Origin of the sequence: Methylobacterium nigriterrae (assembly GCF_037106235.1) — a bacterium.
Classification (GTDB): Bacteria; Pseudomonadota; Alphaproteobacteria; order Rhizobiales; family Beijerinckiaceae; genus Methylobacterium; species Methylobacterium nigriterrae.
The window spans coordinates 119,311-145,745 of sequence record NZ_JBAWTG010000004.1; the positions used below are offsets into that span (position 1 = coordinate 119,311).

At 70.9% G+C, this 26,435-nt stretch carries 13 protein-coding genes; 6 read left to right on the plus strand and 7 right to left on the minus strand.

The features are described 5' to 3' along the window. The first annotated feature begins 119 nt into the window (after positions 1 to 119). Positions 120 to 1,655, plus strand: coding sequence for a glycogen synthase GlgA (glgA, locus tag WDW90_RS04620; RefSeq protein ID WP_336486113.1), 1,536 nt, complete (start codon positions 120 to 122; stop codon positions 1,653 to 1,655). Between the two features lie 293 nt (positions 1,656 to 1,948). Beyond that, positions 1,949 to 3,613, plus strand: a complete 1,665-nt coding sequence (locus WDW90_RS04625) for a methyl-accepting chemotaxis protein (RefSeq protein ID WP_336486114.1) — start codon at positions 1,949 to 1,951, stop codon at positions 3,611 to 3,613. 25 nt (positions 3,614 to 3,638) lie between these two features. Here WDW90_RS04625 and glgB read toward each other — a convergent pair whose 3' ends face one another. The 7 genes from glgB to WDW90_RS04660 all read right to left on the minus strand — a co-directional run bounded on the left by glgB (position 3,639) and on the right by WDW90_RS04660 (position 23,599). Beyond that, positions 3,639 to 5,939: a 1,4-alpha-glucan branching protein GlgB gene (gene glgB / locus WDW90_RS04630; RefSeq protein WP_336486115.1), complete on the minus strand. Its 2,301-nt coding sequence runs from the start codon at positions 5,937 to 5,939 to the stop codon at positions 3,639 to 3,641. After that, on the minus strand, positions 5,940 to 9,206 hold the full coding sequence (treS, locus tag WDW90_RS04635; RefSeq protein ID WP_336486117.1) for a maltose alpha-D-glucosyltransferase: 3,267 nt from the start codon (positions 9,204 to 9,206) through the stop codon (positions 5,940 to 5,942). It abuts the gene before it with no gap. A 146-nt stretch (positions 9,207 to 9,352) separates the two neighbouring features. Further along, positions 9,353 to 12,736, minus strand: a complete 3,384-nt coding sequence (locus WDW90_RS04640) for a maltotransferase domain-containing protein (RefSeq protein WP_336486118.1) — start codon at positions 12,734 to 12,736, stop codon at positions 9,353 to 9,355. A gap of 75 nt (positions 12,737 to 12,811) precedes the next feature. Continuing rightward, positions 12,812 to 17,707 (minus strand): malto-oligosyltrehalose synthase, encoded by a 4,896-nt coding sequence (locus tag WDW90_RS04645; protein WP_336486119.1) that lies wholly within the window; start codon positions 17,705 to 17,707, stop codon positions 12,812 to 12,814. Between the two features lie 199 nt (positions 17,708 to 17,906). After that, entirely contained in the window at positions 17,907 to 19,709 is a 1,803-nt protein-coding gene (gene treZ, locus WDW90_RS04650; protein ID WP_336486120.1) for a malto-oligosyltrehalose trehalohydrolase, read from the minus strand. Positions 19,710 to 20,025: 316 nt separating this feature from the next. Next, positions 20,026 to 22,140: a glycogen debranching protein GlgX gene (gene glgX, locus WDW90_RS04655; protein WP_336486121.1), complete on the minus strand. Its 2,115-nt coding sequence runs from the start codon at positions 22,138 to 22,140 to the stop codon at positions 20,026 to 20,028. Positions 22,141 to 22,177: 37 nt separating this feature from the next. Continuing rightward, complete coding sequence (locus WDW90_RS04660; protein ID WP_336486122.1) at positions 22,178 to 23,599, minus strand: alpha,alpha-trehalose-phosphate synthase (UDP-forming); 1,422 nt, start codon at positions 23,597 to 23,599, stop codon at positions 22,178 to 22,180. A gap of 445 nt (positions 23,600 to 24,044) precedes the next feature. On the opposite strand from WDW90_RS04660, the gene WDW90_RS04665 reads away from it, so the two are divergent. The 4 genes from WDW90_RS04665 to WDW90_RS04680 all read left to right on the plus strand — a co-directional run bounded on the left by WDW90_RS04665 (position 24,045) and on the right by WDW90_RS04680 (position 26,328). Next, positions 24,045 to 24,581, plus strand: coding sequence for a hypothetical protein (locus WDW90_RS04665; RefSeq protein ID WP_336486124.1), 537 nt, complete (start codon positions 24,045 to 24,047; stop codon positions 24,579 to 24,581). Positions 24,582 to 24,592: 11 nt separating this feature from the next. Further along, positions 24,593 to 25,012: a phage holin family protein gene (locus WDW90_RS04670; protein ID WP_336486125.1), complete on the plus strand. Its 420-nt coding sequence runs from the start codon at positions 24,593 to 24,595 to the stop codon at positions 25,010 to 25,012. Further along, complete coding sequence (locus WDW90_RS04675; protein ID WP_336486179.1) at positions 25,009 to 25,401, plus strand: DUF3618 domain-containing protein; 393 nt, start codon at positions 25,009 to 25,011, stop codon at positions 25,399 to 25,401. Before WDW90_RS04670 ends, WDW90_RS04675 begins: the two co-directional genes overlap by 4 nt. Positions 25,402 to 25,488: 87 nt before the next feature. Next, positions 25,489 to 26,328 (plus strand): hypothetical protein, encoded by an 840-nt coding sequence (locus WDW90_RS04680; RefSeq protein ID WP_336486126.1) that lies wholly within the window; start codon positions 25,489 to 25,491, stop codon positions 26,326 to 26,328. The last annotated feature ends 107 nt before the right edge of the window (positions 26,329 to 26,435 follow it).

Here is a 26,435-nt window from a genome sequence, read left to right on the forward strand (position 1 = left end):
ATGGCCTGGCTTGTGCATCGCAGCGGAACCAGCGTGGCGCGAGGGCGTTCCTGATGTCGACGTCGGTTGCGGGCAGGTGTGCCCACCTTGGGCTTCGCGCTCAACGCGAGAACGGTTTCATGGCCCATGCCGGGTTTGTCGATGGCCGCAGCGCCGACTCACATGCCCCGCCGACCGATTGCCGATCCAGTCTCCCCGACCTGAGAACCTCGCTGCAGCCGCGCATCCTCTACGCGACACCCGAGATGGCGGATTTCGTGAAGACGGGCGGCCTCGGCGAGGTGGCGGGCGCCCTGCCCCGGGCGCTGCGCCGCCACTACGACGTCCGCGTGCTCGTCCCCGGCTACCGGCAGGTGGTCGGCGCCTTCCCGCAGATGCCCGTGGTGGCCCGGCTCGAAGCCGCAGCCGGCATCCCGGCCTGCGACCTCGGCCTCGTGGAGGCGGGCGACGGGCTGCGGATCTACGTCCTGCTCAGCCCCGATCTCTACGAGCGCGACGGCACGCCCTACGGGGGCCCGGAGGGCGACTTCGCCGACAACGACCTGCGCTTCGCCCGCCTCAGCCTCGCTGCCGCCGAGATCGCGCTCGGCGCCGATCCGGACTGGGCGGCCGACCTGCTGCACCTGAACGACTGGCAGGCCGCGCTGGCTCCCGGCTATCTCGCGTGGCGCGGGGCACGGGTGCCGAGCGTGCTGACGATCCACAATCTCGCCTATCAGGGCCTGTTCCCGCGCGAGAACCTCGCCCGCCTCGGCGTGCCGGAACACGCCTTCCAGATGAACGGCGTCGAGTTCTACGGGCAGCTCTCCTTCCTCAAGGCCGGCCTCTACTACGCCTCGCACGTCACCACCGTCAGCGAGACCTACGCGCGCGAGATCATGACGCCGGATTCCGGCTGCGGCCTCGACGGCCTGATCCGCACCCGCGCCCAGCAGGGACGGCTCTCGGGGATCCTCAACGGCATCGACGAGAGCTGGGACCCCCGCACGGACCCGCACCTCGCCACCCGCTTCGAGGCCGACGACTGGAAGGGCAAGCGCGCCAACGCCGAGGCCGTGCGCCGGCAGTTCGGCCTCGCGGTCTCGCGCGGGCCGCTCTTCGCCATCGTGTCGCGCCTCGTCCACCAGAAGGGCATCGACCTCTCGATCCAGGCGGCCGAGACCATCGTGCAGGAGGGCGGCCAGCTCGTCGTGATCGGCCAGGGCGAGAGCCGGTTCGAGGAGGCGCTCCGCGGCCTCTCACGCCGTCACCCGGGCTCGGTCGGCGTCCATGTGGGCTTCCGCGAGACCGATGCCCGCCGCATGTTCGCCGGCAGCGACTTCCTGCTGATGCCCTCGCGCTTCGAGCCCTGCGGCCTCGCGCAGATGTACGCCCAGCGCTTCGGCTCCCTGCCGATCGTGCGCCGCACGGGCGGCCTCGCCGACACCGTCGAGGACGGGGTGACGGGCTTCACCTTCGCGGACGCCTCGCCGAAGGGGTTTTCGGGCGCGCTCCGGCGGGCCCTCGACACCTTCGCCCAGAAGAAGCGCCTCAACGACATGCGCCGCAACGCCATGGCGAAGACGTTCGGCTGGGACGCGGCGGCCGTCCGCTACGCTTCCCTCTACACGCGCGCCTTCGGCAACAACGCGGCTTTGCGCTGGCGCGCGGCCTAGGGCAGACCCGCGGCCCCCGGGCCGCCTGGCGTCGCGCCGATCCTTCCCCGCCCAAAAAAGCGGCATGCCTCTCGCCGACGGGGCGGATGCCGCCTGACCTGTATTGCGCTAAGGATTCATTGATTATTCCGGCATCACATATCCACAACATTGGAGGGTATGAGATGAGTCGCCTGGTCAGGACATTCTCTATACTTTGCGTTGTTAGTACAGGCGCTGGCGCAACTCTGGCGAGCGCAATTTGGCGGCACGGGGCCGCCGTCAACGGCGTGGTCGGTGCGCACGAGACACGATTGCAGTCGCTGCTTCTCGCAGACGAGATCCGCCAGAGTTCGGACGATCTGACGCGCCTGGGGCGGACCTACGTCATCACGGGCGATCCCGTCTGGAAGCAGCAGTATCAGGACGTGCTGGACATCCGCGCCGGTCGGAAGCCGAGGCCCGTGGAGTACCACCGGATCTACTGGGATCTCGTGGCGGGAGGCGAGGCGAAGCCTCGACCGGACGGCGAGACGGTTCCGGTCGGCACGCTGATGGAACGCCTCGGCTTCAGCGACCAGGAGACGGGCAAGCTCGCGGAGGCGGTGCGGAACTCCGACGGCCTCGTCAAGCTCGAGGTCGAGGCGATGAATCTCGTCGAGGGGAAGGATGCGCAGGGCGCTCCCGTCGCGCGATGGGATCGAGAGCAGGCGCAGCTTCGCGCCGCCGCCCTCGTCCATTCCACGGACTATCACCGGTTCAAGGCCGCGATCATGCGGCCGCTGGACGAATTCTACGTGCTTCTCCAGAACCGGACGAGCGAGACCGTCTCGCGGAACGAGTCGGAGGCCGCGCTGTGGGCCCGGGTCGTCATCGCGGCGCTCGCCTGCACGATCGCCTCGGTGCTGGCGCTCGGCTTCTTCGCCTACCGGGCCCTCGTCCGCGGCTACGCGGCCGTGGGACAGGCGATGGCCGCGGTCGCCGAGGGCGATTACGGGCGCGCGGTTCCGGGCCGCGAGCGATCCGACGAGGTCGGCGACATGGCGCGCCGCCTCGAGGCGCTCCAGCGGGGCCTGATCCGGGCCGAGGAGGAGCGTCGCCTGCGCGAGGGGACGGAACAGGAGCGTGCGCGGCGCGCCGGGACTGCCGCGATGGCGGACGCCTTCGAGGCGGCCGTCGGGACGATCGTTGGCCAGCTCGCGGCTTCCGCCGGAGAACTCCAGTCGACGGCCCATGCCATGAGCGAGACGGCGGCCGAGACGACCGGTCAGTCGGCCACCGTCGCGTCGGCCGCCGCGGCGGCCTCGACGCATGTGGGCAGCGTCGCCTCGGCGGCCGAGCAACTCAGCGCCTCCGTCGGCGAGATCGCGCGCCAGGTCGAGGGGTCGGCGTCTCTGGCGCGGGCCGCCGTCGTGGAGGCGGGACGCACCGCGACCCTGATCGGTGACCTCAGCAGCGCCGCGACGCAGGTCGGCGACGTGGTCTCGATGATCTCGTCCATCGCCGGCCAAACGAACCTGCTGGCGCTCAACGCCACGATCGAGGCCGCTCGCGCGGGCGAAGCCGGCCGCGGCTTCGCCATCGTCGCCGCCGAGGTGAAGGAACTCGCCAACCAGACCACGCGCTCGACCGAGGAGATCCGCCGGCAGATCGGCGGCATCCAGGAGGCGACGCATCAGGCCGTCGCCGCCATCGGCGGAATCGGTACGCGGATCGAGGAGATGAGCGCGGTGGCGACGTCGATCGCCTCCGCCGTCGAGGAGCAGGGCGCGGCGACGCGGGAGATCGTCCGGAGCGTCGGGCAGGCTGCCGCGGGCACGGGCGAGGTGACGGCCAACATCGCGGGCGTCGCCGGCGCGGCCGGCGAGACCGGCACTGCCGCGGCCCGGGTCTTGGCCTCGGCCGCCGGCCTGTCGCACCAGTCCGATCATCTCGGCGTCGAGATCGCGCGCTTCCTCGAGAGCGTCCGGGCGGCCTGAGGCCGCTCCGGCGCGCCCCGGGAGGTCAACCCTCCAGAACGAAGATCATCGTCGCGAGCGGGGGCAGCGTCAGGCAGAGCGATTGCGCCTGACCGTGGCTCTCGCCCGCCTCGGCGTGCAGCCCGCCCATGTTGCCGACGTTCGAGCCGCCGTAGCCCTCGGCGTCGGAGTTGAACGCCTCGCGGTAGAAGCCGGGCGCGGGCACGCCGATGCGGTAGCCGTGGCGCGGCACCGGCGTGAAGTTCGAGACGACGATCGCGATCTCGTTCGGCTGCTTGCCCTTGCGGGCCCAGGCGATGACGCTGTTGTCCTGGTCGTCCGCCACGAGCCACTGGAAGGCCGCCGGCTCGACGTCGCGCGCGTAGAGGGCCGGCGTCGCGAGATAGAGGTGGTTGAGGTCGCGGATCACGTCCTGGACGCCCTTGTGGAAGGGATCGTCGAGCAGGTGCCAGTCGAGGCTCTGGTTGTGGTTCCACTCCCGCTCCTGGCCGAACTCGCCGCCCATGAAGAGCAGCTTCTTGCCCGGATGCCCCCACATGAAGCCGTAATAGGCGCGGAGGTTGGCGAATTTCTGCCAGCGGTCGCCCGGCATCTTGCCGAGCATCGAGCCCTTCCCGTGCACCACCTCGTCGTGGGAGAGCGGCAGGATGAAGTTCTCCGAGAAGGCGTAGAGCAGGCCGAAGGTGAGGTCGTGGTGGTGGTAGCGCCGGTGGATCGGCTCCTTCGAGATGAATTGCAGCGTGTCGTGCATCCATCCCATGTTCCACTTGAAGCCGAAGCCGAGCCCGCCCGTATAGGTCGGGTGCGACACGCCCGGCCACGAGGTCGATTCCTCCGCCACCGTGATGGTGCCGGGCGCGTGGCTGTAGGTGGCCTCGTTGGTCTTCCTCAGGAAGTTGATGGCGTCGAGGTTCTCGTTGCCGCCGTACTGGTTCGGGATCCACTCGCCCGCCCGGCGCGAATAGTCGAGGTAGAGCATCGAGGCGACCGCGTCGACGCGCAGGCCGTCGAGGTGGTAGTGCTCGAGCCAGAAGCGCGCGTTGGCGGCGAGGAACGTCGCGACTTCCGTCCGGCCGAAATTGTAGATGTAGGTGCCCCAATCCTGGTGGAAGCCCTGGCGCGGGTCGGCGTGCTCGTAGAGGTGCGTGCCGTCGAACTGGCCGAGCCCGTGCGCGTCGAGGGGGAAATGGCCCGGCACCCAGTCGAGCAGGACGCCGATGCCGGCCTCGTGGGCCGCGTTCACGAAATGGGCGAAGTCGTCGGGCGTGCCGAAGCGGCTCGTCGGCGCGAACAGCGACACGGGCTGGTAGCCCCATGAGCCGTCGAACGGGTACTCCGTGATCGGCAGCATCTCGATATGGGTGAAGCCCAACTCCTTGACGTAGGGGATGAGGCGGGCGGCGAGCTCCCGGTAGGTCAGGTAGCGGTTGCCCTCGTCCGGCACCCGCGCCCAGGAACCGAGATGGACCTCGTAGATCGCGATGGCCGAGTGGCGCGGGTCCTTCTCGCCGCGGCTCGCCATCCAGGCGGCGTCGTGCCAGTCGGGCTCGCTGGTGCCCTGCAGGACGGAGGCCGTCTCGGGCGGCTTCTGCGCGGCGAAGGCGAGCGGGTCGGCCTTGAGGGGCAGGAGCGACCCGTCGGGGCCGCGGATCTCGAACTTGTAGCTGACGCCGGCCTTGAGGCCGGGAACGAACAGCTCCCAGATGCCGCCGTCCGGCCAGAGGCGCATCGGATGGCGCCGTCCGTCCCAGTCGTTGAAGTCGCCGACCACGCTGACGCGCCGGGCGTTCGGCGCCCAGACGGCGAAGCGGAATCCGTCGATGCCGTCGAGCCGCCCGGCCTGGGCGCCGAGCACCCGGTAGACGAGGTTCGAGCCGACCTCGCGCAGGGCGTGGAGATCCTGCTGCTCCAGCGAGGAGCCGAAGCCGTAGGGGTCGTGGCGCCGCCGCCGCTGGCCGTCCCAGTGCTCGACCTCGATCTCGTAGAGCGGCCGCCCCTCGCTCTCCAGGCTCGCCACGTAGAAGCCGTCCGGGTGGCGGCGCTCGAAGGGGACGCGGCTCTCGCCGACGAGCAGCGCGGCGCTCTTGGCCTCGGGCAGTACGGCGCGGACCTCCCAGGCCCTCGGCCCGACCTGATGCGGGCCCAGGACCGCGAAGGCATCGCCGTGATTGGCGGCCATGACCGCGGCGACGGCGTCCGGATGGAGGCCCCGGCCCGGGGCCTGCGCGGGCGCCGTCTTCCCGGCGGGCGGCGGGACGTCCGCGGTCCGAGGCGCGCCCGATCCGAGATCGGTCCTGGTCGCGAAGGTCTCGTCGATGCCCGTCATTCAGATGCCTCTCTTGGTCTCGTCCAGAATGGTGAGAACCCCTCGGGCCGGAATTTCGATCCAGTCCGGGCGGTTGTTGGCCTCGTAGTCCACCTCGTAGAGCGCCTTGATCAGGAGGCAGAGTTTCAGCAGGCGCGCCCGCGTCTCGGGGTCGGTCACGGCGGCGCGGCTCGCGCGCGAGGCCGCCTCGTAGCCCTCCAGGAAGGCCGCATCGATCATGCCGCGCCAGGCGATCGAGGCGTTGCGGGCGCGCTCCTCGGAATCCGCGAAGCGGCTCGCGATCTCGCGGGTCACCGTCTCGGCGCCGTAGGCGAAGGAGCGCAGCATGCCGGCGACGTCGCGCAGCGGCGTCGACTTCGCCCGGCGCTCGTCGGCCGGCCGCGAGGGCTCGCCCTCGAAATCGACGATGATGAGGTCGCCCTCCGAGGCCAGCACCTGGCCGAGATGGTAGTCGCCGTGGATGCGGGTCTTCCAGGCGCCCTTCGGCGGGGCCGAGGTCAGGCTCTCGATCAGGGCCTCGACCTCGCCCCGGCGCCCGGCGAGCGCCGCGCTCGCCGGACGGCCGGCATCGAGGCCGCGCTCGGCCATCGCGGCGAGGCCCCGGAAGGCGCGCTCGGCCTGGTGGCGGGCGTCGCGGCCGAGCGTGTCGAGATCCCCGCCCGTGAAGGGCTCGGCCGCGAAGGCGGGATCGCTCGTCTCGATCGCGAAGGCGTTGTGCATCTCGGCGGTGCGCCGGCCGAGCAGCTCGGCCCAGCGCAGATGGGCGTTGAAGGCCTCCTCGGGCGTCGGCGCCTCGCTCTCGGGGGCGAGCACCACCGTGTCGAAGTCGCGGCGCAGCCCTTCGAGCATCAGCGTCCAGGCATCGCCCTGGTTGAGCACGTAGGCCTGCAGCAGCGCGAGCGCCGTCCGGGTGCCGTCGGGCGCCACGTGCTCGAGCGTGCCGAGCAGCGCCGGGGTGTTTCCGAACCGCGCCTCCTCGGTGAGGAAGCGGCCGACCTCGATCTCCGGATGCATGCCGGGCTGCAGGCGGCGCAGCAGCTTGAGCATCATCTTCGAGCCGATGGCGATCGAGGTGTTGCTCTGCTCGGCCGAGAGGCGGCGGATGTCGCCCTCCTCGAAGGCGATGTCGCGGTCGAAGGCGGAGGTCGCGGCGAAGACGAGGCGGCCCGTCTCGCTCGGGATCTCGCGGCCCGCGCGCATCCCCTCGATCAGGCTGACCGCGAAGCCCGGCGATGCGGCCGCGCCGTAGAGGAGGCCGGTGCGCGGGCCGCGGCGGACGCGGGCCACCGCGTGCGTCATCAGGCTCTCGTCCTCGCGGCCCTCGTCGACGCCGACGGGCACGAAGTAATCCTGCCGCTCGCCGTTGGAGAGGTTCACGCAGACCCGTGGCAGCAGGAACTTCGCCTCGCCGCGCCCGTCCTTCAGGGCGGCGAAGTCGGTGACCTGGACGGCCTTGATGCGCGAGCCCTTGGCGCCGAACCAGCGGCGGCTCGCGATGAAGGGCGGCACCACGGTGCGCTCGAAGGCGATGCGCTCGCGGCCCGCCATCAGGGTCTCGATGCCGCCGGTGAGCACCAAGGTGAACAGCTCCGGCGCCTCGGGCTGGGGCCCGACCGCGCCGGTATTGGCCGCGCTCAGGGTGAACCAGTAGAAGCCGTAGGCCGGCAGCGTCAGCAGGTAGGGCAATTCGCCGATCGCCGGGAACTCCGTGCCGCCGGTCAGCTCGATCGGCACCGCGCTGCGCAGCTCGGACAGGTCGAGCTGCACCGCCTGCGGGGCCCGCGAGAGGTTTGCCACGCACAGCACCCGCTCGCCCTCGAACTCGCGGATCCAGGCCAGGACCTTGCGGTTCGACGGGTACAGGAACTGCATGGTGCCGCGCCCGAGCGCCACGCTGTTGTTGCGGATCGCGATCATGCGCCGCGTCCAGTTGAGCAGGCTCGTCTGGGCCTGGGTCTGCGCCTCGACGTTGATGGCGTCGAAGCCGTAGATCGGGTCCTGGATCGCGGGCAGGAACAGCTTCTGGGGGTTGGCGCGCGAGAAGCCGCCGTTGCGGTCAGGCGACCATTGCATCGGGGTCCGCACGCCGTCGCGGTCGCCGAGATAGATGTTGTCGCCCATCCCGATCTCGTCGCCGTAATAGAGCACCGGCGTGCCGGGCATCGACAGCACGAGCGACTTCATCAGCTCGATCTTGCGCCGGTCGTTCTCGAGGAGCGGGGCCAGTCGGCGGCGGATGCCGAGGTTGATGCGGGCGCGGCGCTCGGCGGCGTAGAACGACCAGAGGTAGTCACGCTCTTCCGCCGTGACCATCTCGAGCGTCAGCTCGTCGTGGTTGCGCAGGAAGATGGCCCACTGGCAGCCCTCCGGGATCTCCGGGGTCTGGCGCATGATGTCGGTGATCGGGTGCCGGTCCTCGCGGGCGATCGCCATGTACATGCGCGGCATCAGCGGGAAGTGGAATGCCATGTGGCACTCGTCGCCGTCGCCGAAATACTGTGCCGTCTCCTCCGGCCACTGGTTGGCCTCGGCGAGCAACATGCGGTCCGGATAGGTCGCGTCGAGCGCCGCCCGGATCGCCTTGATGACCGTGTGGGTCTCGGCGAGGTTCTCGCAGTTCGTGCCCTCGCGCTCGATCAGGTAGGGGATCGCGTCGAGGCGAAGCCCGTCGACTCCCATGTCGAGCCAGTAGCGCATCACCTCGATGACGGCTTCCAGGACCTTCGGGTTGTCGAAGTTGAGGTCGGGCTGGTGCGAGTAGAACCGGTGCCAGAAATACTGCTTGGCGACCGGGTCCCAGGTCCAGTTCGAGGCTTCCGTATCGAGGAAGATGATGCGGGTGTCGCCGTACTTATCGTCGGCATCCGACCAGACGTAGAAGTCGCGCTCGGGGCTCCCGGCCGGCGCCTCGCGGGCGCGCTGGAACCAGGGGTGCTGGTCCGAGGTGTGATTGATGACGAGCTCGGTGATGACGCGCAAGCCCCGTTCGTGGGCGGCCTCCACGAAGCGCCGGAAGGCGTCCATGTCGCCGTAGGAGGCGTTGATGTCGCGGTAATCGGCGATGTCGTAGCCGTCGTCGCGCAGCGGGGACGGGTAGAACGGCATCAGCCAGATCGCCGTGACGCCGAGGTCGCGCACGTAGTCGAGCTTCTGGGTCAGCCCCTCGAAATCGCCGATCCCGTCATTGTTCGAGTCGAAGAACGACTTGACGTGGATCTGGTAGATGATGGCGTCACGGTACCATTGCGGATCGCTGCGATCGATCATCGCGTCGCTGCCTCATGCGTCAGGTCAGGGCGTTCTTTGGCTTCCGCACGGCGGCGTCGGTCCGTGAACGTTCGGCGGGGCTTCGACCCCATCATCTTGGCGACAGCGCGACGGAGCGCGGCCGCGCTCTCGTTGCACGCACGCCCTCATTCCGCAACCCGGCGCGGCAGGCGCAGGCGCCAGATCACGCAGGAGCGCTCGGCCGGGTCGAGGGCGATGCGGTGGGACTTGCCGTAGAGTTCGAACGTGTAGCCCTGCAGCAGGTCCTCGACCGCCACGGCGCCGTCGTCGCCCTGGCCGAGCAGCCAGAGCGGCACCTCGTAGGTGCATTCCTGGCGGTTCTTCGGATCGAGGTTGACCATCACGAAGATGCAATTGTCGCCCTCGGGCGTCATCCTGGCATAGGCGATGATCTGATCGTTGAAGGCGCCCGTGAAGACGACGTTCCGGAAGTCCCACAGGGCCGGGTTGCCGCGCCGGATGGCGTTCAGCTTGATGATGTGCTCGCGGATGTTCCCGGGCCGGTCGTAGTCCCAGGCCTTCAGCTCGTACTTCTCGGAATTGAGGTATTCCTCCTTGCCCGGATAGGGCGCGGCCTCGCACAGCTCGAAGCCGTTGTAGATGCCGTAGACGGAGGAGAGGGTCGCCGCCAGCGTCGCGCGCACGATGAAGCCCGGGCGGCCGCTCGTCTGCAGGTAGTGCGGGTTGATGTCGGGCGTGTTCGCGAAGAAATTCGGCCGGTAGTACTCGCCCATGGGGCCGGCGAGTTCGAGGGCGTAGTCGGTCAGCTCCTGCTTCGTGTTGCGCCACGTGAAGTAGGTGTAGCTCTGCTGGTAGCCCGCCTTGGCGAGCTTCTTCATCATCTTGGGCCGGGTGAAGGCCTCGGCCAGGAAGATCACGTCGGGGAAGCGCCCGTTGACCTCGGCGATCATCCATTCCCAGAAGGGGATCGGCTTGGTGTGTGGGTTGTCGACGCGGAAGATGCGCACGCCGCGCGTCGCCCAGCCCATCACGATGTCGCGAAGCTCGATCCAGAGCGAGGGCAGCGCGCCGCCGTAGAAGTGCACGTTCGAGATGTCCTCGTACTTCTTCGGCGGGTTCTCGGCGAATTTGAGCGTTCCGTCGGGGCGCCACTCGAACCATTCGGGGTGGTTCTTGATCCAGGGATGGTCGGGCGAGCACTGGATCGCGAAGTCGAGGGCGATCTCCATGCCGTAGGCGTGGCTCGCCGCCACAAGCCGCTCGAAATCCGCGAAGGTGCCGAGCTCCGGGTGCACGGCCTCGTGGCCGCCCTCCTCGGAGCCGACGGCGTAGACCGAGCCGACGTCGCCGGGCCCGGCCTTGAGCGTGTTGTTCTTGCCCTTGCGGTTGGTGCGCCCGACCGGGTGGATCGGCGTGAAGTAGAGCACGTCGAAGCCGAGCTCGCGGATCTCCGGCAGGCGGGCGATCACGTCGTCGAAGGTGCCGTGGCGGTTCGGGTCGCCCGATTGCGAGCGCGGGAAGATCTCGTACCAGGCCGAGAACCGGGCCGCGAGGCGGTCGGCGATGACGGGAACCGCGACGGGATAGCGGGTGGCGTTCACCCGCTCGGCGTTGCGGCGGATCAGCTTCGTGGTCTCGGGCTCGAGGATGCGCCGGAGCTGGGCGGTCGATCCCGTCTCCTCGGCGGCGAGCGCGCTCACCACGGCGGCGAGCCTCTCCTTGTCGCGCCCGCTCGCGAGGTCGGCCGCGGTCTGGACGATCTCGATGCCCTCGATCGTCTCCAGCGTCACGTCGATGCCGGCGTCGCGCTTCTTCATCGTGTCGCGCACCCACGACGAGAAGGCGTCGCGCCACGCCTCGATCGTGAACTCGTAGCGGGCGTTGCGCTCCAGCGGGAAGTGGCCGCTCCAGCGGTCGTTGTCGACGAAGACCATGGGGTCGCGCCGCCACTCGGCCTCGCCGACGACGCGGGACAGGATCGCCGCGTTGATGATCTCGTGGCCGTCCGAGAAGATGTCGGCCTCGACCTGCAGGCTCTCGCCCACGACCCGCTTGACCGCCGAACGCCCGCCGTCGATCTCGGGCGTCACCGCCTCGATCACGACGCGGCCCTCGCCGCGGGGGATGCCGCGGCCCGGCAGCTCGGCGACGGCGGCGCGCTCGGCCGCGAGGATGCGCAGCTCGCCCGGCGCGAGGTCGATCGCCGAGCCCGGATGGAAGGCGATGGGCTCGGCCTCGGGCGTGCGGTCGACGAAGGGCCCGAGCTGGCCGCCGGCGCGGACGACCAGCGTGCCGGCATCGACCGGCACCGGGCGCTTGCCCGGGTTGAACAGCACCAGAACGGCGTGGCGGGCCGAGGCCGGATGGCCGGTATCGTAGCGCAGAAGCGCCACGAAGGCGGCGTCCGGCGCCGAGATCCGCACCTGCGCGCCCTCGACATTGGCGGCCGGCAAGGCGGCCCGCAGGGCGTTGATGGCGGCGATGAAGCCCGAGATGTCGAGACCGCTGTCGGTCTCGCGGGCCTCGGGCGTCGTGTCGACCACGTGCAGCGCCCGGGCGTAGCCCCACTCGTAGCCGATCGGCATCAGCACGCCCGACGAGAAGAAGGCCGCGAGCGCGTAGCGGCTGCGCAGGTGCGCGCCCACCACCTCCGGTCCGCCGCCGACCTCCGCGGCGAGCCGGGCCATGTCGTGGTTCTCCGGGAAGGCGATCGAGGGCGCGATGGTGCGCAGGCGCTCGTACTGGTCGAGCGCCCAGGGCGCCTTCAGGTCCCACCAGGCGAAGGAGTTGAACAGGTAGTCGAAGCCCGCGCCGGCGGTGGCGCGCGCCTCCTCGAAGGTGCAGCCGAGCGTCTCGGCCGCGAACAGGCAGGCGCGGTCGCGGCCCTTCGCGCCGCCGATCAGCGCGCGCCACACCTCCGGCGGGACCTTGTAGGCCGCATCGCACCGGAAGCCAGCGACGCCGAGTCCCTGCAGGCGCGCGATGTAGCCGTCCCAGATCCGGGTCAGCTCGCCCCGCGCGTGCCCGGAATGATAGTCGAGCTCGGCGAGGTCGCCCCAGACCGTGCGCTTCGACGGATCGTCGGGATCGACGGCGTAGGGGCTCGCGGGCTGCCCCGTCTCGTCCTTCATGAAAAGGTCCGGCCGCTCCCGGGCGAGCCGGCCGTCATTGGCCGCATGATTGATGACGAGGTCGGTCATCACCCGCAGGCCCTGCGCCTCGGCCGCCTTGCAGAAGCGGCGGATCTGCTCGTCGTCGGGCGTCCCGTCGAGGTCGCGCAGGCGCTCGTCGAGGGCATCCGTGTCGGCGACCGCGTAGAGGCTGCGCGAGCCACCGGTCTGGTGGAACGGGTTGAGATAGACCCAGTCGAAGCCGAGGCCGGCGATGCGGGGCAATTCGCGGGCCCAGTCCGAGACGCGGCCGACGAGGAGCGGGAACAGGTTGTAGATGCGCGGCCCCTCCGCCCGCGGCGCGAGGCTCGCGGGAAGCGCGACGGACTTCGCGCCGGTCGCCTTGCGGGTCCCCTTGGCTGTGGTCGGTGCGTTCATGCTGCCCTCGGCTTCGTCACGCGGTCCGGTGTCATTCCGTGCGGGTCTCTCTCCGGCACGGGTCCTCGTCGTCGTCTAAGCCACCCGCCGCAACACGGCGCAGGGCAGCCGCGCGAACAGGCGCGCGAGGTCGAGCCGCCCGCCCTCGTGCCGCTCGCCCGTCAGCAGGTCCTGCCAGGCGCTGCCGGCGGGCGCGTCCAGGCTGGTGCCGGCGAACGCCTCGGAGGTCCAGCTCCTCTCGCCCGTCAGCCGCGCGACGAGCCGGGGCACCGCCACCAGCAGGTCGCCCGGATCGGCCGTGGCATCGGAACGTGTGAAGGCGATGACATGATCCGCCTGCGCGCCGCGCGCCGCCGCCGGCTCGTAGCCGGCCTCCGCGTAGAAGGCGGGATGAGCGGCCCGATCCGCCAGGATCCGGGCCAGCAATGCCTGCTTGACGCGGCCGTCGGTCCAGTCGGCCAGGAGCTCGGCCGCCGGCGTGCCGGCCTCCAGCGCCCGGGCGCGCTCCGCATAGTCGACGGGGCGGCGGTTGTCCGGGTCGACGAAGGAGAAATCCCAGAACTCGGTGCCCTGGTAGGTGTCGGGCAGGCCCGGCAGCGTCGCCTTGAGGACGGTGCGGCCGAGCCCCGCGATCATGCCGAGATGGGCGAGGCGCCTCGCGAAGGGGCGGAGCTTCGCCAGGAACGGCGCGCCCGGCGCGACCAGGGCCTCGAACAGGGAGCGGACGGCGCCCTCGTAGGCCTCGTCGACGTTGACCCAGCTCGACCGGCGCTTGCCCTCGCGCATCGCCTTCTCGGAATAGGCGACGAGGCGGTTGCGGAAATCCTCGATCTGCCCGGGATCGTCGCCGTCGAGGAGTTCGAGCGGCCAGGCGCCCAGGATCGCCTGGAGGAACATCCACTGGTCGTTGGCGTCGGGCGCGGGCTCGTCGTCGATGCTGCCGAGGTGCGGCGCGGCCGTCTCGCGCCAGATGTCCCAGGCGCGGGCCCATTCCTCCGGCATCTCGGAGAGGGCGAGGAGCCGCGCTCGGGCATCCTCGCCGCGCTTGGTGTCGTGCGTCGCCGTGGTGATCATGGCGTTCGGCCAGTCGCGGGCGCGCGCGGATTGCAGCGCGTGGAACCCGTCCGCGTCGATGCCGTACTCGCCCGGGTCGCCGCCGACCTCGTTCAGCGCCAGCAGCAGGGCGTAGCGGTAGAACAGGGTGTCCTCCAGGCTCTTGGCCATCACCGGCCCGGTGAGCTGCTGGAAGCGGCGCCGGAAGCGCAGGATGACACGCGACTCCGGCCGGCCCGGCCCGGTCGTGTCGACGCGCCCGAGCAGCACGTTCGCCGCGAAGTCGTGCACCGAGCGGTCGGGCAGCGCGCTCCAGCGCTTGGCCTTGGCGACCGCGCCCTCGATCAGGCGCACGTCCTCCGGCTCGACGTCGCTCTCGTCGAGGTCCGGCGGCAGGTAGCTGCGGTAGGTGGGAAAGCGGGCGATGATCTCGATCAGCGCCCGCCGGATCGCGTTCAGCGAGAAGTCGCGGGTGCGCCGGTCGGAATCGGCGATCTCCTTCAGATCGGTCGCCAAGACTTCCAGCTCGCTCGCGAAGCTGATCTCCAGGATCTCGGCCTTGGCGGCGCGGAGCTGGAAACCGTAGGGCTCGTCGTAGCCCGTCCCCCACTCGTAGAGGCGCTGGATCCGCCCGCGCTTCTCGCGGTCGACCAGGATGCCGTCGAGCTGGTTCAGCACGTCGTAGCCGGTGGTGCCGGCGACCGGCCAGGACCGCAGCCGCTCGCCGGGTTCGAGGATCTTCTCCACCACCACGTAGAAGCCGGGCCCGACCGCCGCCTGCAAGGCGCGTGCATAGCCGAGCGGGTCGGCGAGCCCGTCGATATGGTCGATGCGCAGGCCGTCGATCCGCCCCTCGCGCACGTGCCGGAACACGGTCTCGTGCGAGCGGTGGAAGATGTCGGACTTCTCGACGCGCAGCCCCGCGAGCGAGTTCACGTCGAAGAAGCGGCGGTAGTTGATGTCGCTCGAGGCCACCCGCCAATGGGCGAGGCGGTAGGCCTGGCTCTCGAGCAGCCGGTGCAGCGGCCCGAAGCTGTCGGGATGCCCCTTGAAGCCGTTGAGGAGCTTGAGGGTGCGGGCCACCGCGTCGCGGATGGCGGGCGAGGCGCTCGCCACCTTCGCGAGGCGCTGCTTCAGCCCCTCGGCCTCCTCCGGAAAGGCGCGGCGGCGCTCGGGGGCGGTCTCCTCGCCCATCGTGCGCAGGCGCTCGGAGATGGCGAGCAGCTCGGCCGAGGCGTCGTCGCCCACCTCGCCGAGGGCCGCCAGGACCCGGTTGAGAATCGTCGGGTAATTGAGAGGGCGGACCGGGAACTGGTGCTCGTAGTGCCAGACGCTGAAGGCGCCGGTCGCCTCGTCGAACTTCAGCTCCAGCAAGCCCTTCTCCAGCGCCTCGCCGTAGCGGTCGCCGAGGAACGGGATCACGAGGTTGCGGTTCGCGCCCTGGCGCTCCCAGTCGATGTCGAAGGCGTGCGCGAAGGGCGAGAGCGCGCCCCATTCGAGCACGGAGAGCCACCAGGGATTGTCGGCGCCGCCGACCCCCATGTGGTTCGGCACGATGTCGAGGAGGAGCTTCAGCCCGTGCGCGCGCAACGCGTCCGAGAGGCGCACGAAGCCCGCCTCGCCGCCGAGCTCGGGGTTGATCGCCCCGTGGTTGACGATGTCGTAGCCGTGGGTCGAGCCCGGCCGCGCCGTCTGCAGCGGCGAGGCGTAGACGTGGCTGATGCCGAGCTTCGCGAGATACGGGACGATCGTTTCCGCGTCCGCGAAGGTGAAGTCGCGGTGGAACTGCAGACGGTAGGTCGCACGCGGCGGCTCGGAGGCGAGGCGCGCGGCGCCCGAGCGCGGCCCACGCTCCTCCGCGGACAGGGCGGCGGCGAGCTTGGCGAGCGGACCGCCGGGCGCGGCGATCGATTCGAGGTCGCGGTCGAGCTTGCGCCGCCAGTTCGGATAGCCTTCGGTGGAGCCCGGCACGTTCGCCTGGCTCAGCTCCGACACCACGTCCTCGTATTGCACGGCCGTGAGCATCGCGGGCGCGCGGGCGAGATAGCGGGCGGCGGCCTCGAAGGGCGCGGCCTCCGGCGGATCGTAGGAGGGCAGCAACTGCTCGCCGGCCAGCGCCTCGGTGAGGCGGCCGCGCTCCGCGACCCGCTCGGCCCGTTCCGTCTCCGCCCGGTCCGCGTCGTAGAGGCCGAGCGACTGGCGCGTGTCCGTGTCGACGCCGCGCCACCAGCCCACGAAGGTCGGCAGGTCGTGCGTGGTGATGGCGGTCAGCGCGTCGCGCGGATAGGCGCCCGGCGCCTTGAAGTGCCCGTCCCCCTCGCGCTCGAAGGCGAGGATGCGGTAGCTCAGGATGCCGGCCTGCATCAGCGCCTCGGAGAAGCCCTCCGGCGCGGTGCCGAGATCCTCCGCGATGACGAGGCACTTGCTGCGGTGGCTCTCAAGCCGGAGCACCGCCAGCATCGGCTCGAAGGGCATGGCCACGTAGGCGCCGTCCCGAGCGCTGCCCGTCAGCGGGATGAGGAAGAGGCGCGCGAGCTGGAAGGCGTGGTCGATGCGGATCGCGCCCGCGTGCCGCATGTTGGCGCGCACCAGCGCCCGGAAGGCCGCGAGCCCGTCGCGCTCCATCTCCAGCGGGTCGAAGGCCGGCAGCCCCCAATCCTGGCCCTTGGGAGCGAGCAGATCGGGCGGCGCCCCGATCGAGACGCGGTTGGCGAAGCGCTCGGGATGCGACCAGATCTCGGAGCCGCCGCGGTCGGCGCCGACGGCGAGGTCGCGGTAGAGGCCGAGGCGCATGCCGGTGCCGAGGGCGGCGTCGGCGGCCTGCGCGAGCTGCCGGTCGGCGAGGTACTGCAGCCAGGCGTGGTAGCTCACGGCCTCGTGCTGCTCGGCCGCGAAAGCCCGCACGGCCTCCGTGCCGGCGCGGCGATAATCCTCCGGCCAGTCGCCGAGCCAGTGGGCGCCCAGGCCCGCGAAATGCGCCGACAGGGCCTCGAAGGTCGCGTGCGATTCGAGGTTCTCGCCCCCCGCCCGCCGGAACTCGGCGAAGCCGGCATCGGCGCCGGCGCGGGCCGGGGATTCCTCCCAGAGCGCCCGCAGCACCGGCGAGAGAACCTCCCAGACGCCCTGGTGATCGACGAGGGCGGCGTCCCGCAGCGCCTCGGTCCGCGCTCGCTCGGTGCTCAGCACCGCCTCGGCCCGCGAGCCCCTGAAGCCCGGCAGCGCGCCGGGCTCGATGAACAGGGTCTCGAGGAAGAGCCGCGAGGAGGGCGAGTAGGGCGAGATCTTGGTTCGGTCGCTCTCGAACAGGGCGTGGACCGGGCTTAATCCCAGGAACGAAGCCCCCCGCATGCCCGCATCGACGGCGGCGCGCCCCGCATCCGCGTAGGTGCCGATGCCGAGATTGTCCGGCGAGCGCAGGCCGTAGAGCTGCGCCGCCAGGCCCCAGTCGCGCGCGCCCTCATCCGCGTAGGGGCGCGGGCGCCAGCAGCGCTGCGGCGCGGCGATGACCCAGGATTCCGCGCGCCTGTCGCCCAGCGTCACCGTGAGATGGTGATAGCCCGGCGTCAGCGGCGGCAGCTCGATCGCGCCGCCCGGCCCGTCGAGGGCTGCCCGGCCCTCGCGCGCCTGCCCGCGCTCGTCCACGAGCCGCCAGGCGAGAATTCCGCCCTCGCCCCGCACGGGCACGCGGTGGCTGCGCCGCGCCTCGACGGGCAGGAGCGGCGGCACCAGCCCGCGGCGGAGCGCCTCGACCTTGCGCAGGCTCGCGGCGATCTCATCCTCGCTGCCGACCGCGAAGCCGAGGGCGTCGAGCAGGCCGCGCCGCGTCTCCAGCGAGGTCTCGACCCGCTGCCCGAAGGCATCCGTGTAACCGGCGGCGACGCCGACGAGGTCGGCGAGGTGTTCGAGGGTGCCGGTCACAGGGTCAGGTCCGTGCTCAAGGTCGGAAACGTGAAGGCCGTGGCCTCGTCAGTCGCGCGCGATAGGCCCGCTTTCCCGTGCGGGAGCGGGCCAGGGTCAGGGGGGCACGGCCTCGCGGCCAGGGCGCATACCTCACCCTGTCCCGCACGGCAGAGGTGAGCCGCGCCGCAGCGCGGGCCGTCGCAGGCAGCGGACGGTTTCACGCCCGGCCTCCCGCGAGGAACAGTCCCGTCCATCCCGGCAGGCGCCCGCTCCCATCCGGCGCGTTCGTCCAGAACGCCCGCCCGCCCATCGGATCGGCCGAGAACGGGTCCGGGCCGACATTGGCGACGAAGCGGTAGCTCCCGCCCTCGAAGCGCCAGGTGCAGTCGACGACGTCCGGCCTCGGCAGGGTCGCCGTCGCGCCGAGGTATCGGGACTTCGTCAGCGGCACGACGACGTCGCGGCGCAGCGCCAGGAGGCTCCGCGTATCCGCCAGGACCTCCCGGTGCGGCGAGCGCTCGCGCTCCGACCAGTCGAGCTTCGAGTCGCGGAACGTCCTCGCCTCGGTCGGGTCCGGGATCACCGAGGTGTCGTCGGCGAAGGCCGCGAAGCTCTTGAACTCGCGCCGCCGCCCCTCGCGAACCGCCCTGTTCAGATCCTCGTCCGGCGCGAAGTCGACGAAGAACAGGAACGGCGTCGAGGCCGACCATTCCTCGCCCATCCAGAGCATCGGGATTTGCGGCGCCAGGAGGAGCCCGGCACGGGCGAGCGCGAGCCTGTCCGGGTCGGCGATGTGACTCAAGCGCTCGCCGAGCGCCCGGTTTCCGACCTGGTCGTGGTTCTGCAGGAAGGTGACGAAGGCCGCGGGCGGCAGGTGCGCGGAGGGCTCGCCGCGGGGATGGTTGTCGAGCGTCCTGAAGGGCTCGCCCTGGTAGGCGAAGCCCTCCGACAGGCAGCGGGCGAGGTGTTCGACGGGGCGGTCGGCAAAGCTCTCGTAGTAGCCCGCATCCTCGCCCGTCAGCAGCACGTGCCAGCAATGATGCAGGTCGTCGGCCCATTGCGCGCTGTGCTGGCGGGGCGTCCCGGTCCCGTCGCGCTCCAGCCATCGGGCCTGGTTCGCCTCGTTCTCCAGGATGAGATGGATGCGCCGGCCCGGCAGGCGCTCCCGCACGGTCTCGCCCAGCTCGGCGAGGAAATGGCGTTCCGAATCGTCGAGGATCGCGTGCACGGCATCGAAGCGCAGGCCGTCGAAATGATACTCCTCCAGCCAGTAGAGGGCGTTCTGAAGGAAATACTGGCGCACGACGTGGCCGCTCTCGCGCCCGTCGAAGTTGATGCCCGCACCCCAGGGCGTCTGGTGGCGCTCGGTGAAGAAGGTCCCGGCGTAGGCGTGGAGATAGTTCCCGGCCGGGCCGAAATGGTTGTAGACGGCGTCGAGGAACACCATCAGGCCGAGCGAATGCGCCCGGTCGATGAGGCGCTTCAGGTCCTCGGGCCGGCCATAGGCGGCATCCGGCGCGTAGGGCAGCACGCCGTCGTAGCCCCAGTTGCGGCCGCCCTTGAAGTCGGCGATCGGCAGGAGCTCGATCGCCGTCACGCCGAGGTCGCGCAGATCCTCCAGCCGCCTCTCCAGGCCCGCATAGGTGCCCTCGGGCGTCGCGGTGCCGACATGCACCTCGTAGATCACAGCCTCCTCGAACGGGCGGCCCCGCCAGCCCTCGTCGCTCCAGGCATAGGCCCTCGGATCGATCACCTCGCTCAGTCCCGAGACGTCGTCCGGCTGGAAGCGGGAGGCGGGGTCCGGCACGACGAGGTCGCCGTCGATGCGGAAGCCGTAGCGGGAGGCCGCCTTCGCGCCGGGAACGGTTGCCTTGCGCCAGCCCTCCCCGGCCTCCGGAGCGGCGTGGTCGACACCGTCGACCACGAGGACGACGTCGCGGGCGGTCGGCGCCCAGAGTGCGAAGCGCACGCCTCCGTCGACGATCTCGCTGCCAAAGGCCATCGTATGGGCGCGCCGCATCAGGCCACCGTCCTCGTCCGTCGCACATGTGCTGGCGTGTCGGGCTCCGCCATCCTGAGAAGGCCGCCCGGATCGGTCTGGTTCCCCGCCCGGGAACTATGGCGCCGTGCCGCGACGGCAACCGGTCACGCTGCCGGCGCGCACCGAAATCGCCCTGCGCCCGCGGGCGCGAAATGCCCGGCGGGAGGCGGGCCGGGCGGCGGGAACGGCAGCCGGCTTCGGCGCCCGCCTCAACCCGGCAGGATCACGACCGCGAGGAGCGACGGCCGATCATCAGTTGGCTGCCGGATCGTCACCGCGCCCGGCATCCGCCGTTTCAGATTCCGCCCCCGAAGCCCGCCATCCCGCCATTCGCGGCGGTGAGGACGAGCACCGAGCGCGCCGGCAGGGCGATCCGCGCACCCGCGCGGTAGGCCGGCAGGCCGGGCGGAACCTCTCCCGTCGACTGGGCCGTGTCGAAGACGGGCCGCCACGGGCCGCCGACGACCGGGCTCAGGTGGAAATCGCAGGGCGCCTCCGCCGCGTTGACGAGCACGAGGAGGCGATCGCCTCCCGGCCCCTCGTTGCCGATCTGCATGCCGAAGGCCTGCCTGTCCGCATCCGCCCAGGCCTCGGAATCCATCTCCGCGCCGCAAGGCGAGAGCCAGTGCACGTCGCGCAGGCTCTCGTCTGGGTCGATGCGGGCGCCGTCGAGGAAGTCGCGCCGCCGCAGGGCCGGCTGCTCCCGGCGCAGCCGCGTCAGGCCTGCCACGAACGCGGTGAGGTCCGGATCGGGGTTAGAGGCCCAGTCCATCCAGCTCGTGGCGTTGTCCTGGCAATAGGCGTTGTTGTTGCCGCCCTGGGTGCGGCCGCGCTCGTCGCCCATCAGCAGCATCGGCACGCCCTGAGCGAGGAAGACCGTCGCCAGCATGTTGCGCACCTGTCGCGCACGCAGGCTCAGGATGCCGGGATCGTCCGTCTCGCCCTCGACCCCGTAGTTGCGGGAGACGTTGTGCCCGTGGCCGTCGCGGTTCTCCTCGCCGTTCGCCGCGTTGTGCTTCTCCTCGTAGGCGACCACGTCGGCCAGCGTGTAGCCGTCGTGGCTCGCCACGAAGTTGATGCTGGCGAGCGGCGAGCGGCCCGAGGGCGCGAAGATCTCGCGCGAGCCCGAGAGCCCCTGTGTCAGCTTCGCGAGCTGGCCCCGATCGCCCCGCCAGAATCCCCGCACGGTGTCCCGGAACTGGTCGTTCCACTCGCTCCAGCCGCGCGGGTAGCCGCCGAGCTGATAGCCCCCCATGCCGATGTCCCAGGGCTCGGCGATGAGCTTCACGCGGGCGAGCACCGGGTCCTGCGCCACCGCCTGGAAGAAGGCGGCGCGGGGCGAGAAATCGTGGGGCGCGCGGCCGAGCGACGAGGCGAGGTCGAAGCGGAAGCCCGCCACCCCGTAGGCGGTGACCCAGTGGCGGAGCGAGTCGAGCACGAGCTGCATGACGCGGGGATGGGCTGCGTCGAAGGTGTTGCCGCAGCCCGTGCAGTCGATCTCGCTGCGGGGATCGTCGGGATTGAGCTTGTAGTAGCTCGCGTTGTCGATCCCCCTGAAGGACAGGGTCGGGCCGGTATGGTCGGCCTCCGCCGTGTGGTTGTAGACGACGTCCAGGATGGTCTCGATCCCGGCCGCGCTCAGCTCGCGGATCGCGGCCTTGAGGCCGCCGATTCCGGCCTCGCCGAGATAGCGGGGATCGGGCGCGAAGTAGTTGAGCGGCGAGTAGCCCCAGAAATTGACGAGGCCGCGCTCGACGAGGAAGCGGTCGTCGGCGAAGGCCTGGATCGGCAGCAGCTCGAGGGCGGTGACGCCGAGTTTCCACAGGTGTTCGATGATGGACGGGTGGGCGAGCGCCGCGTAGGTGCCGCGCTCGGCCTCGGGCACGTCCGGGTGGGTCATCGTCAGCGCCTTGACATGAGCCTCGTAGATCACCGTCTCGGAGAGCGGGCGGCGGATGGGCTGCAGTGCGAGGTCCGGCACCTCGGGAGCCGTCACCACGCCCTTCGGCATGTGGAGGGCGCTGTCGCGCCGGTCGATCTGATCGGGACGCTGCAGGCCGCGCCGGTGGCCGTAGAGGGAATCGTGCCAGTGGATGCGGCCCGAGATCTCGCGCGCGTAAGGGTCGAGGACGAGCTTCGCGGCGTTGAAACGGTGGCCGCGGGCCGGGTCCCAGGGCCCGTGCACCCGGTAGCCGTAGCGCTGACCGGGCAGCACGCCGCGCAGATACCCGTGCCAGACGTCGTCGGTGCGGCAGGGCAGCCGGACGGTGCGGGTCTCGTGGCGCTCGTGCGGGTCGAACAAGCAGAGATCGACGGCGGTCGCGTGCTCGGAGAACAGCGCGAAATTGACGCCGCGGCCGTCGAAATGCGCGCCGAGCGGTGCCGACACGCCGTCGTCGACGCCGATCATGCGGGGGATCCCGGGCGGGGGGCGGGACGGCCGGGCGCTATTCCGCGGCGGCGGCGGCCGTCGGCGGCTCGCGTTCCACGGTGCGGAAGTTCTCCAACTCCGACAGGAAGTTGCGCGCCCACCAATCGACGTCCTCGCGGGTCATGCGCTCGACCATGGGCTTCCAGCGCTCCAGGCGCTCGCTGCGCGGCATGTAGAGCGCCGTGCGGATCGCCTCCGCGACCTCGAAGCGGTCGTAGGGGTTCACCTGGAGCGCCTCCGGCAATTGCCGTGCCGCGCCCGCGAACTTGGACAGCACCAGCACGCCGGGATCCTCCTCGCTCTGGGCGACGATGTACTCCTTGGCGACGAGGTTCATGCCGTCGCGCATCGGCGTGACGAGGCCGACCCGCGCCGCGCGATAGAGCCCGGCCAGGACCGCGCGCGGATAGGCCCGCGTGACGTACTGGATCGGGGTCCAGGCCGGCTCGCCGAGGGAGCCGTTGATCTCGCCGACCGTCTCGTTCACCTCGCGCGAGAGCTGCTCGTATTCCGGCACCTCGCTGCGGGATTTCGGGGTGATCTGGATGTAGACCACGTTGCCGCGCTGGTCGGGGTTCGAGGCGAAGAAGCGGTCGACCGCCTCCATGCGCTCGGGCACGCCCTTCGAGTAGTCGAGCCGGTCCACGCCGATCAGGAGCTTGCGGGTGCGCAGGCCCGCGATCGTGTCGCGCACGGTCTTGTTCGAGGCCGCCTTGTCGGCCGCTTCCCGGAAGCCCGCGACGTCGATGCCGATCGGGAAGGAGCGGATGCGGGTGCGGCGCCCGTCGACCATCAGCGAGCCGCCGCCGAGCGGGATCGCGCGCAGCGTATCGCAGAGGTTGCGGTGCAGGTTCTGCACGTCCGGATCGGTCTGCAGGCCGATCAGGTCGTAATCGGCGATGGCGCGCAGGAGGTCGCCGCTGGCCGGAAGCGTGTTGAAGACATCGGCCGCCGGCCAGGGAATGTGGTGGAAGTAGCCGATCGGGTTCGCGATGCCGAGGCCGCGCAGTTCGGACGCGAGCGGCAGCAGGTGGTAATCGTGCACCCAGATGATGTCGTCGGGCTCGATCAGCCTGGCGAGCTGGCGGGCGAAGATCCGGTTCACCCGGCAATAGCCCGCGTAGTCCGAGCGCGAGAAGGCGCCGAGCCCGAGCCGGTAATGCATGATCGGCCACAGCGCGCGGTTGGCGAAGCCCGCGTAGTATTCCCGGTGGTCCTGCGGCGAGAGGTCGACGACCGCGTACTGGACCCGGCCCCGATCGATCAGCGTCGGCTCGTCCGACGGCTCCTCGACCACGTTCCCGCTCCAGCCGAACCACAAACCCTCGTAGGCGGTGAAGGCTTCCTTGACGGCGACCGCCAGCCCGCCGGCCGCGACCGCCTTGCTGCCCTCCTCCGGTACTGCAACGCGGTTCGATACGATGACTAGGCGTGCCACGAAGCCGGCTCCGGTCCTCAGAGCGCGAGCGCAAGGGATCCCGCGCTCGACCAAACGTTTCCTCGGGTGAACGCGCGGAAGCCGAGCGCGATCCGTTGACCCTAGCCAAGCGCGATCACGCCTCCCGGGTCAAGATGCTGATATCATGGCGCTGCGAAGAAAGCCCGGCTCCGTTCCTTTTCCCGAGCCCGGCGTTTCGTCGCGACCGCACCGTTCCGTCCGGATGCGCCGTCCGGCGCCCCACCCGCTCAACCTTGGCCCATGCTGCGGTGCGTCACCTGAACGGGAACTGACGCGGCGCCCGGTTCGGGTCCGAAACCTCCGTTTTGCACAGGCCGGCGCGGCGCGGGTGCCCCGGCGGAACCGGCGGCGACCGGGACGGTTACTCAGCCGACATCAAGCCCATCACGATCGCGTTTTTCACGCGGTCGCAAGGAGTATGCTCATGGCCGCCAGCGAGTTCCCCAACCAGACCCCGGGCCACGGAGCGCCGGGTCATGGAACGCCGGGTCATGGTACAGCGGGGCACGCCGCCGGCACGGCGGGCGCGAACGAGCCGGCCGATTGGCGTGACCTGAAGGGAGACGTCGAGGACATCGCCGATGTCGCGGTCGAGCGCGGCCGCGGTCTGATGGACGCCGCCCGCGCCCAGGCCCAGGATTACGTGGAGCGCCGCAAGGGCGACGCCGCGCAGTCGGTCAACGACCTCGCCAAGACCCTGCGCGATTCGAGCCGGACCTTCGACGACCGCCCGAACATCAAGGCCTTCTTCGACAGCGCGGCGGATGGATTGGAGCAGCTCGGCTCCTCGATCGAGGCGCGCACCTTCACGGATTTCTACGAGGATGCCGAGGCCTTCGCCCGCCGGGCGCCCGTGGCGGTGGCGGTCGGCACCTTCGTGGCGGGGTTCATCGCGGCCCGGTTCATCAAGTCGTCAAGCCTGCCGCAGGACCGCGATCCCTTCGACAGCCGCCGCATGTGAGGGCGCCTCCGATGTCGAACGGTCCGCTTCCGCACACGCCGCCCAACGGGAATCCCGGCACTATCCAGAGCCTGATCGGCGATGCGCTCCGCGAGACGAACGAGCTCGCCCGCAAGGAGATCGCGCTGTTCCGAACCGAGATGGCGAGCAACGTGCGCTCGCTCTTCATCGGGCTCGCCTGCTTCGTCGGCGCCGCGGTCTTCGCGGTCGTGGCGCTTCTCGTCCTCGTGGACGCCCTCGTGAAATGGCTCGCCACCATCGTCGGCTCGGAATGGCTCTCGGCGCTCATCGTCGGCGGCGTGCTGCTCGTGCTGGCGGTCGGCATGGCGCTCTGGGGCCGCAGCGCCATGTCGCTTCAGACGCTGGCGCCGACCCGCACCACGCGCCAGGTCCGCCAGGACGCCCGCGCCCTGTCCGAGAGGGTCTCCTGATGACGTCGCTCAACGAGATGGAAAAGGACATCGAGGCGAGCCGCGCCCGCCTCGACCAGACGATCGACCAGATCCAGGACCGGCTCTCGGTGTCGAGCATCGTCGACGAGATGCTGGGTACGGCGCGCCGCACGCCGCTGAACGGCGTCTACGACGGCGCGCTCGAGGCGGTCCGCCGCAACCCGGTCCCGGTGATGATCATCGCGGCCGGCATCGGCTGGCTCCTGCACCGGATGTCGAACGACGCCGCCCGCGAGAACCGCCGGCGGCGGATGCAGCGCGCCGCCGAGCGCGTGCCCGTGCTGAACACGGGTGCGGCCCGGGTCTACGACCCGGATCAGCCAACCCGCCACCCGGCGCGCGACCTCGCGGAGGAGATGCAGGCCTGAGGAAGCCCCGCGGGGCGCCGGCCGCGGCCCCCGCGACGAGACGATCGAGGCCCGCACGGGTCGCCACGACCGATACAGGAGTCGCCCATGAGTGAACCTTCGAAGCCGCATGAGCCCGGCCGCACGCTCCCGAACGACATCGCGGCCTCGGCCGGCATGCCGAACGGGTCGGCAGAGCGCTCGCTCCACGCCGTGACCGGCAGCGCCGACCGGCCGCCGCCCGGCAACCTCGATCCGCACGCCAAGCCCCAGGATTTCAGCGCGCGCCCGGATCCGGCCGGCACCCGCGATCCGCTCGGGGCCGCCAGCCCCGACACGCACCTCAGGCCCCAGACCCACGGATCGAGCGTCGGCGACGCCTCGCGACGTGTCCAGGACGCCGCCTCGCAGGCCAAGGACGAGGCGGCCGGCTACGCCGCGCGTGCCCGGGACCAGGCCGCGAACGCCGCCGGCGCGGTGCAGGACCGCCTCAGGGACACCGCCCAGGACATGCGCGAGCGCGCCTCCGGCGTCTACGACGATGCCCGCGAGTGGGTCTCCGATATGCATCGCAGCCAGCGCCGCCGGGCCGAGGACGTGGCGAGCCGAGGCCGCGAGCAGCTGCATCAGGGCCGCACGGCGGTGGAGCAGTTCGTGGCCGAGAACCCGCTCCTCGTCGGCGTGGTCGGCGTGGCGGCGGGCCTGCTCCTCGGGGCGCTCCTGCCCCGCACCCGCCACGAGGACGCGAATCTCGGCCCCTACGCGGACGAGCTGCGCGACCAGGGCATGCGCTACGCCCGCGAGTTCACCCACCGGGGCCGCGAATTCGTCGAGAACGCCCTCGACCCCGACAACCTCAACGCCGCCCAGCGCCCCGGCACCCGCGGACCGGGCGAGGGGCCGGCCGGCGGCTACCAGGGCAGCGACCGCACCGCGCATCGGCTCTGAGCGGGCGGCACGCCCTCGCGGCAGGGGCGGCGCGCAGGCGCCGCCCCTTTTCCATGCGCGCGGATCGGCAATCGCCCCGCGCGTCTGGGCCGAATGCGCCGCTTCGA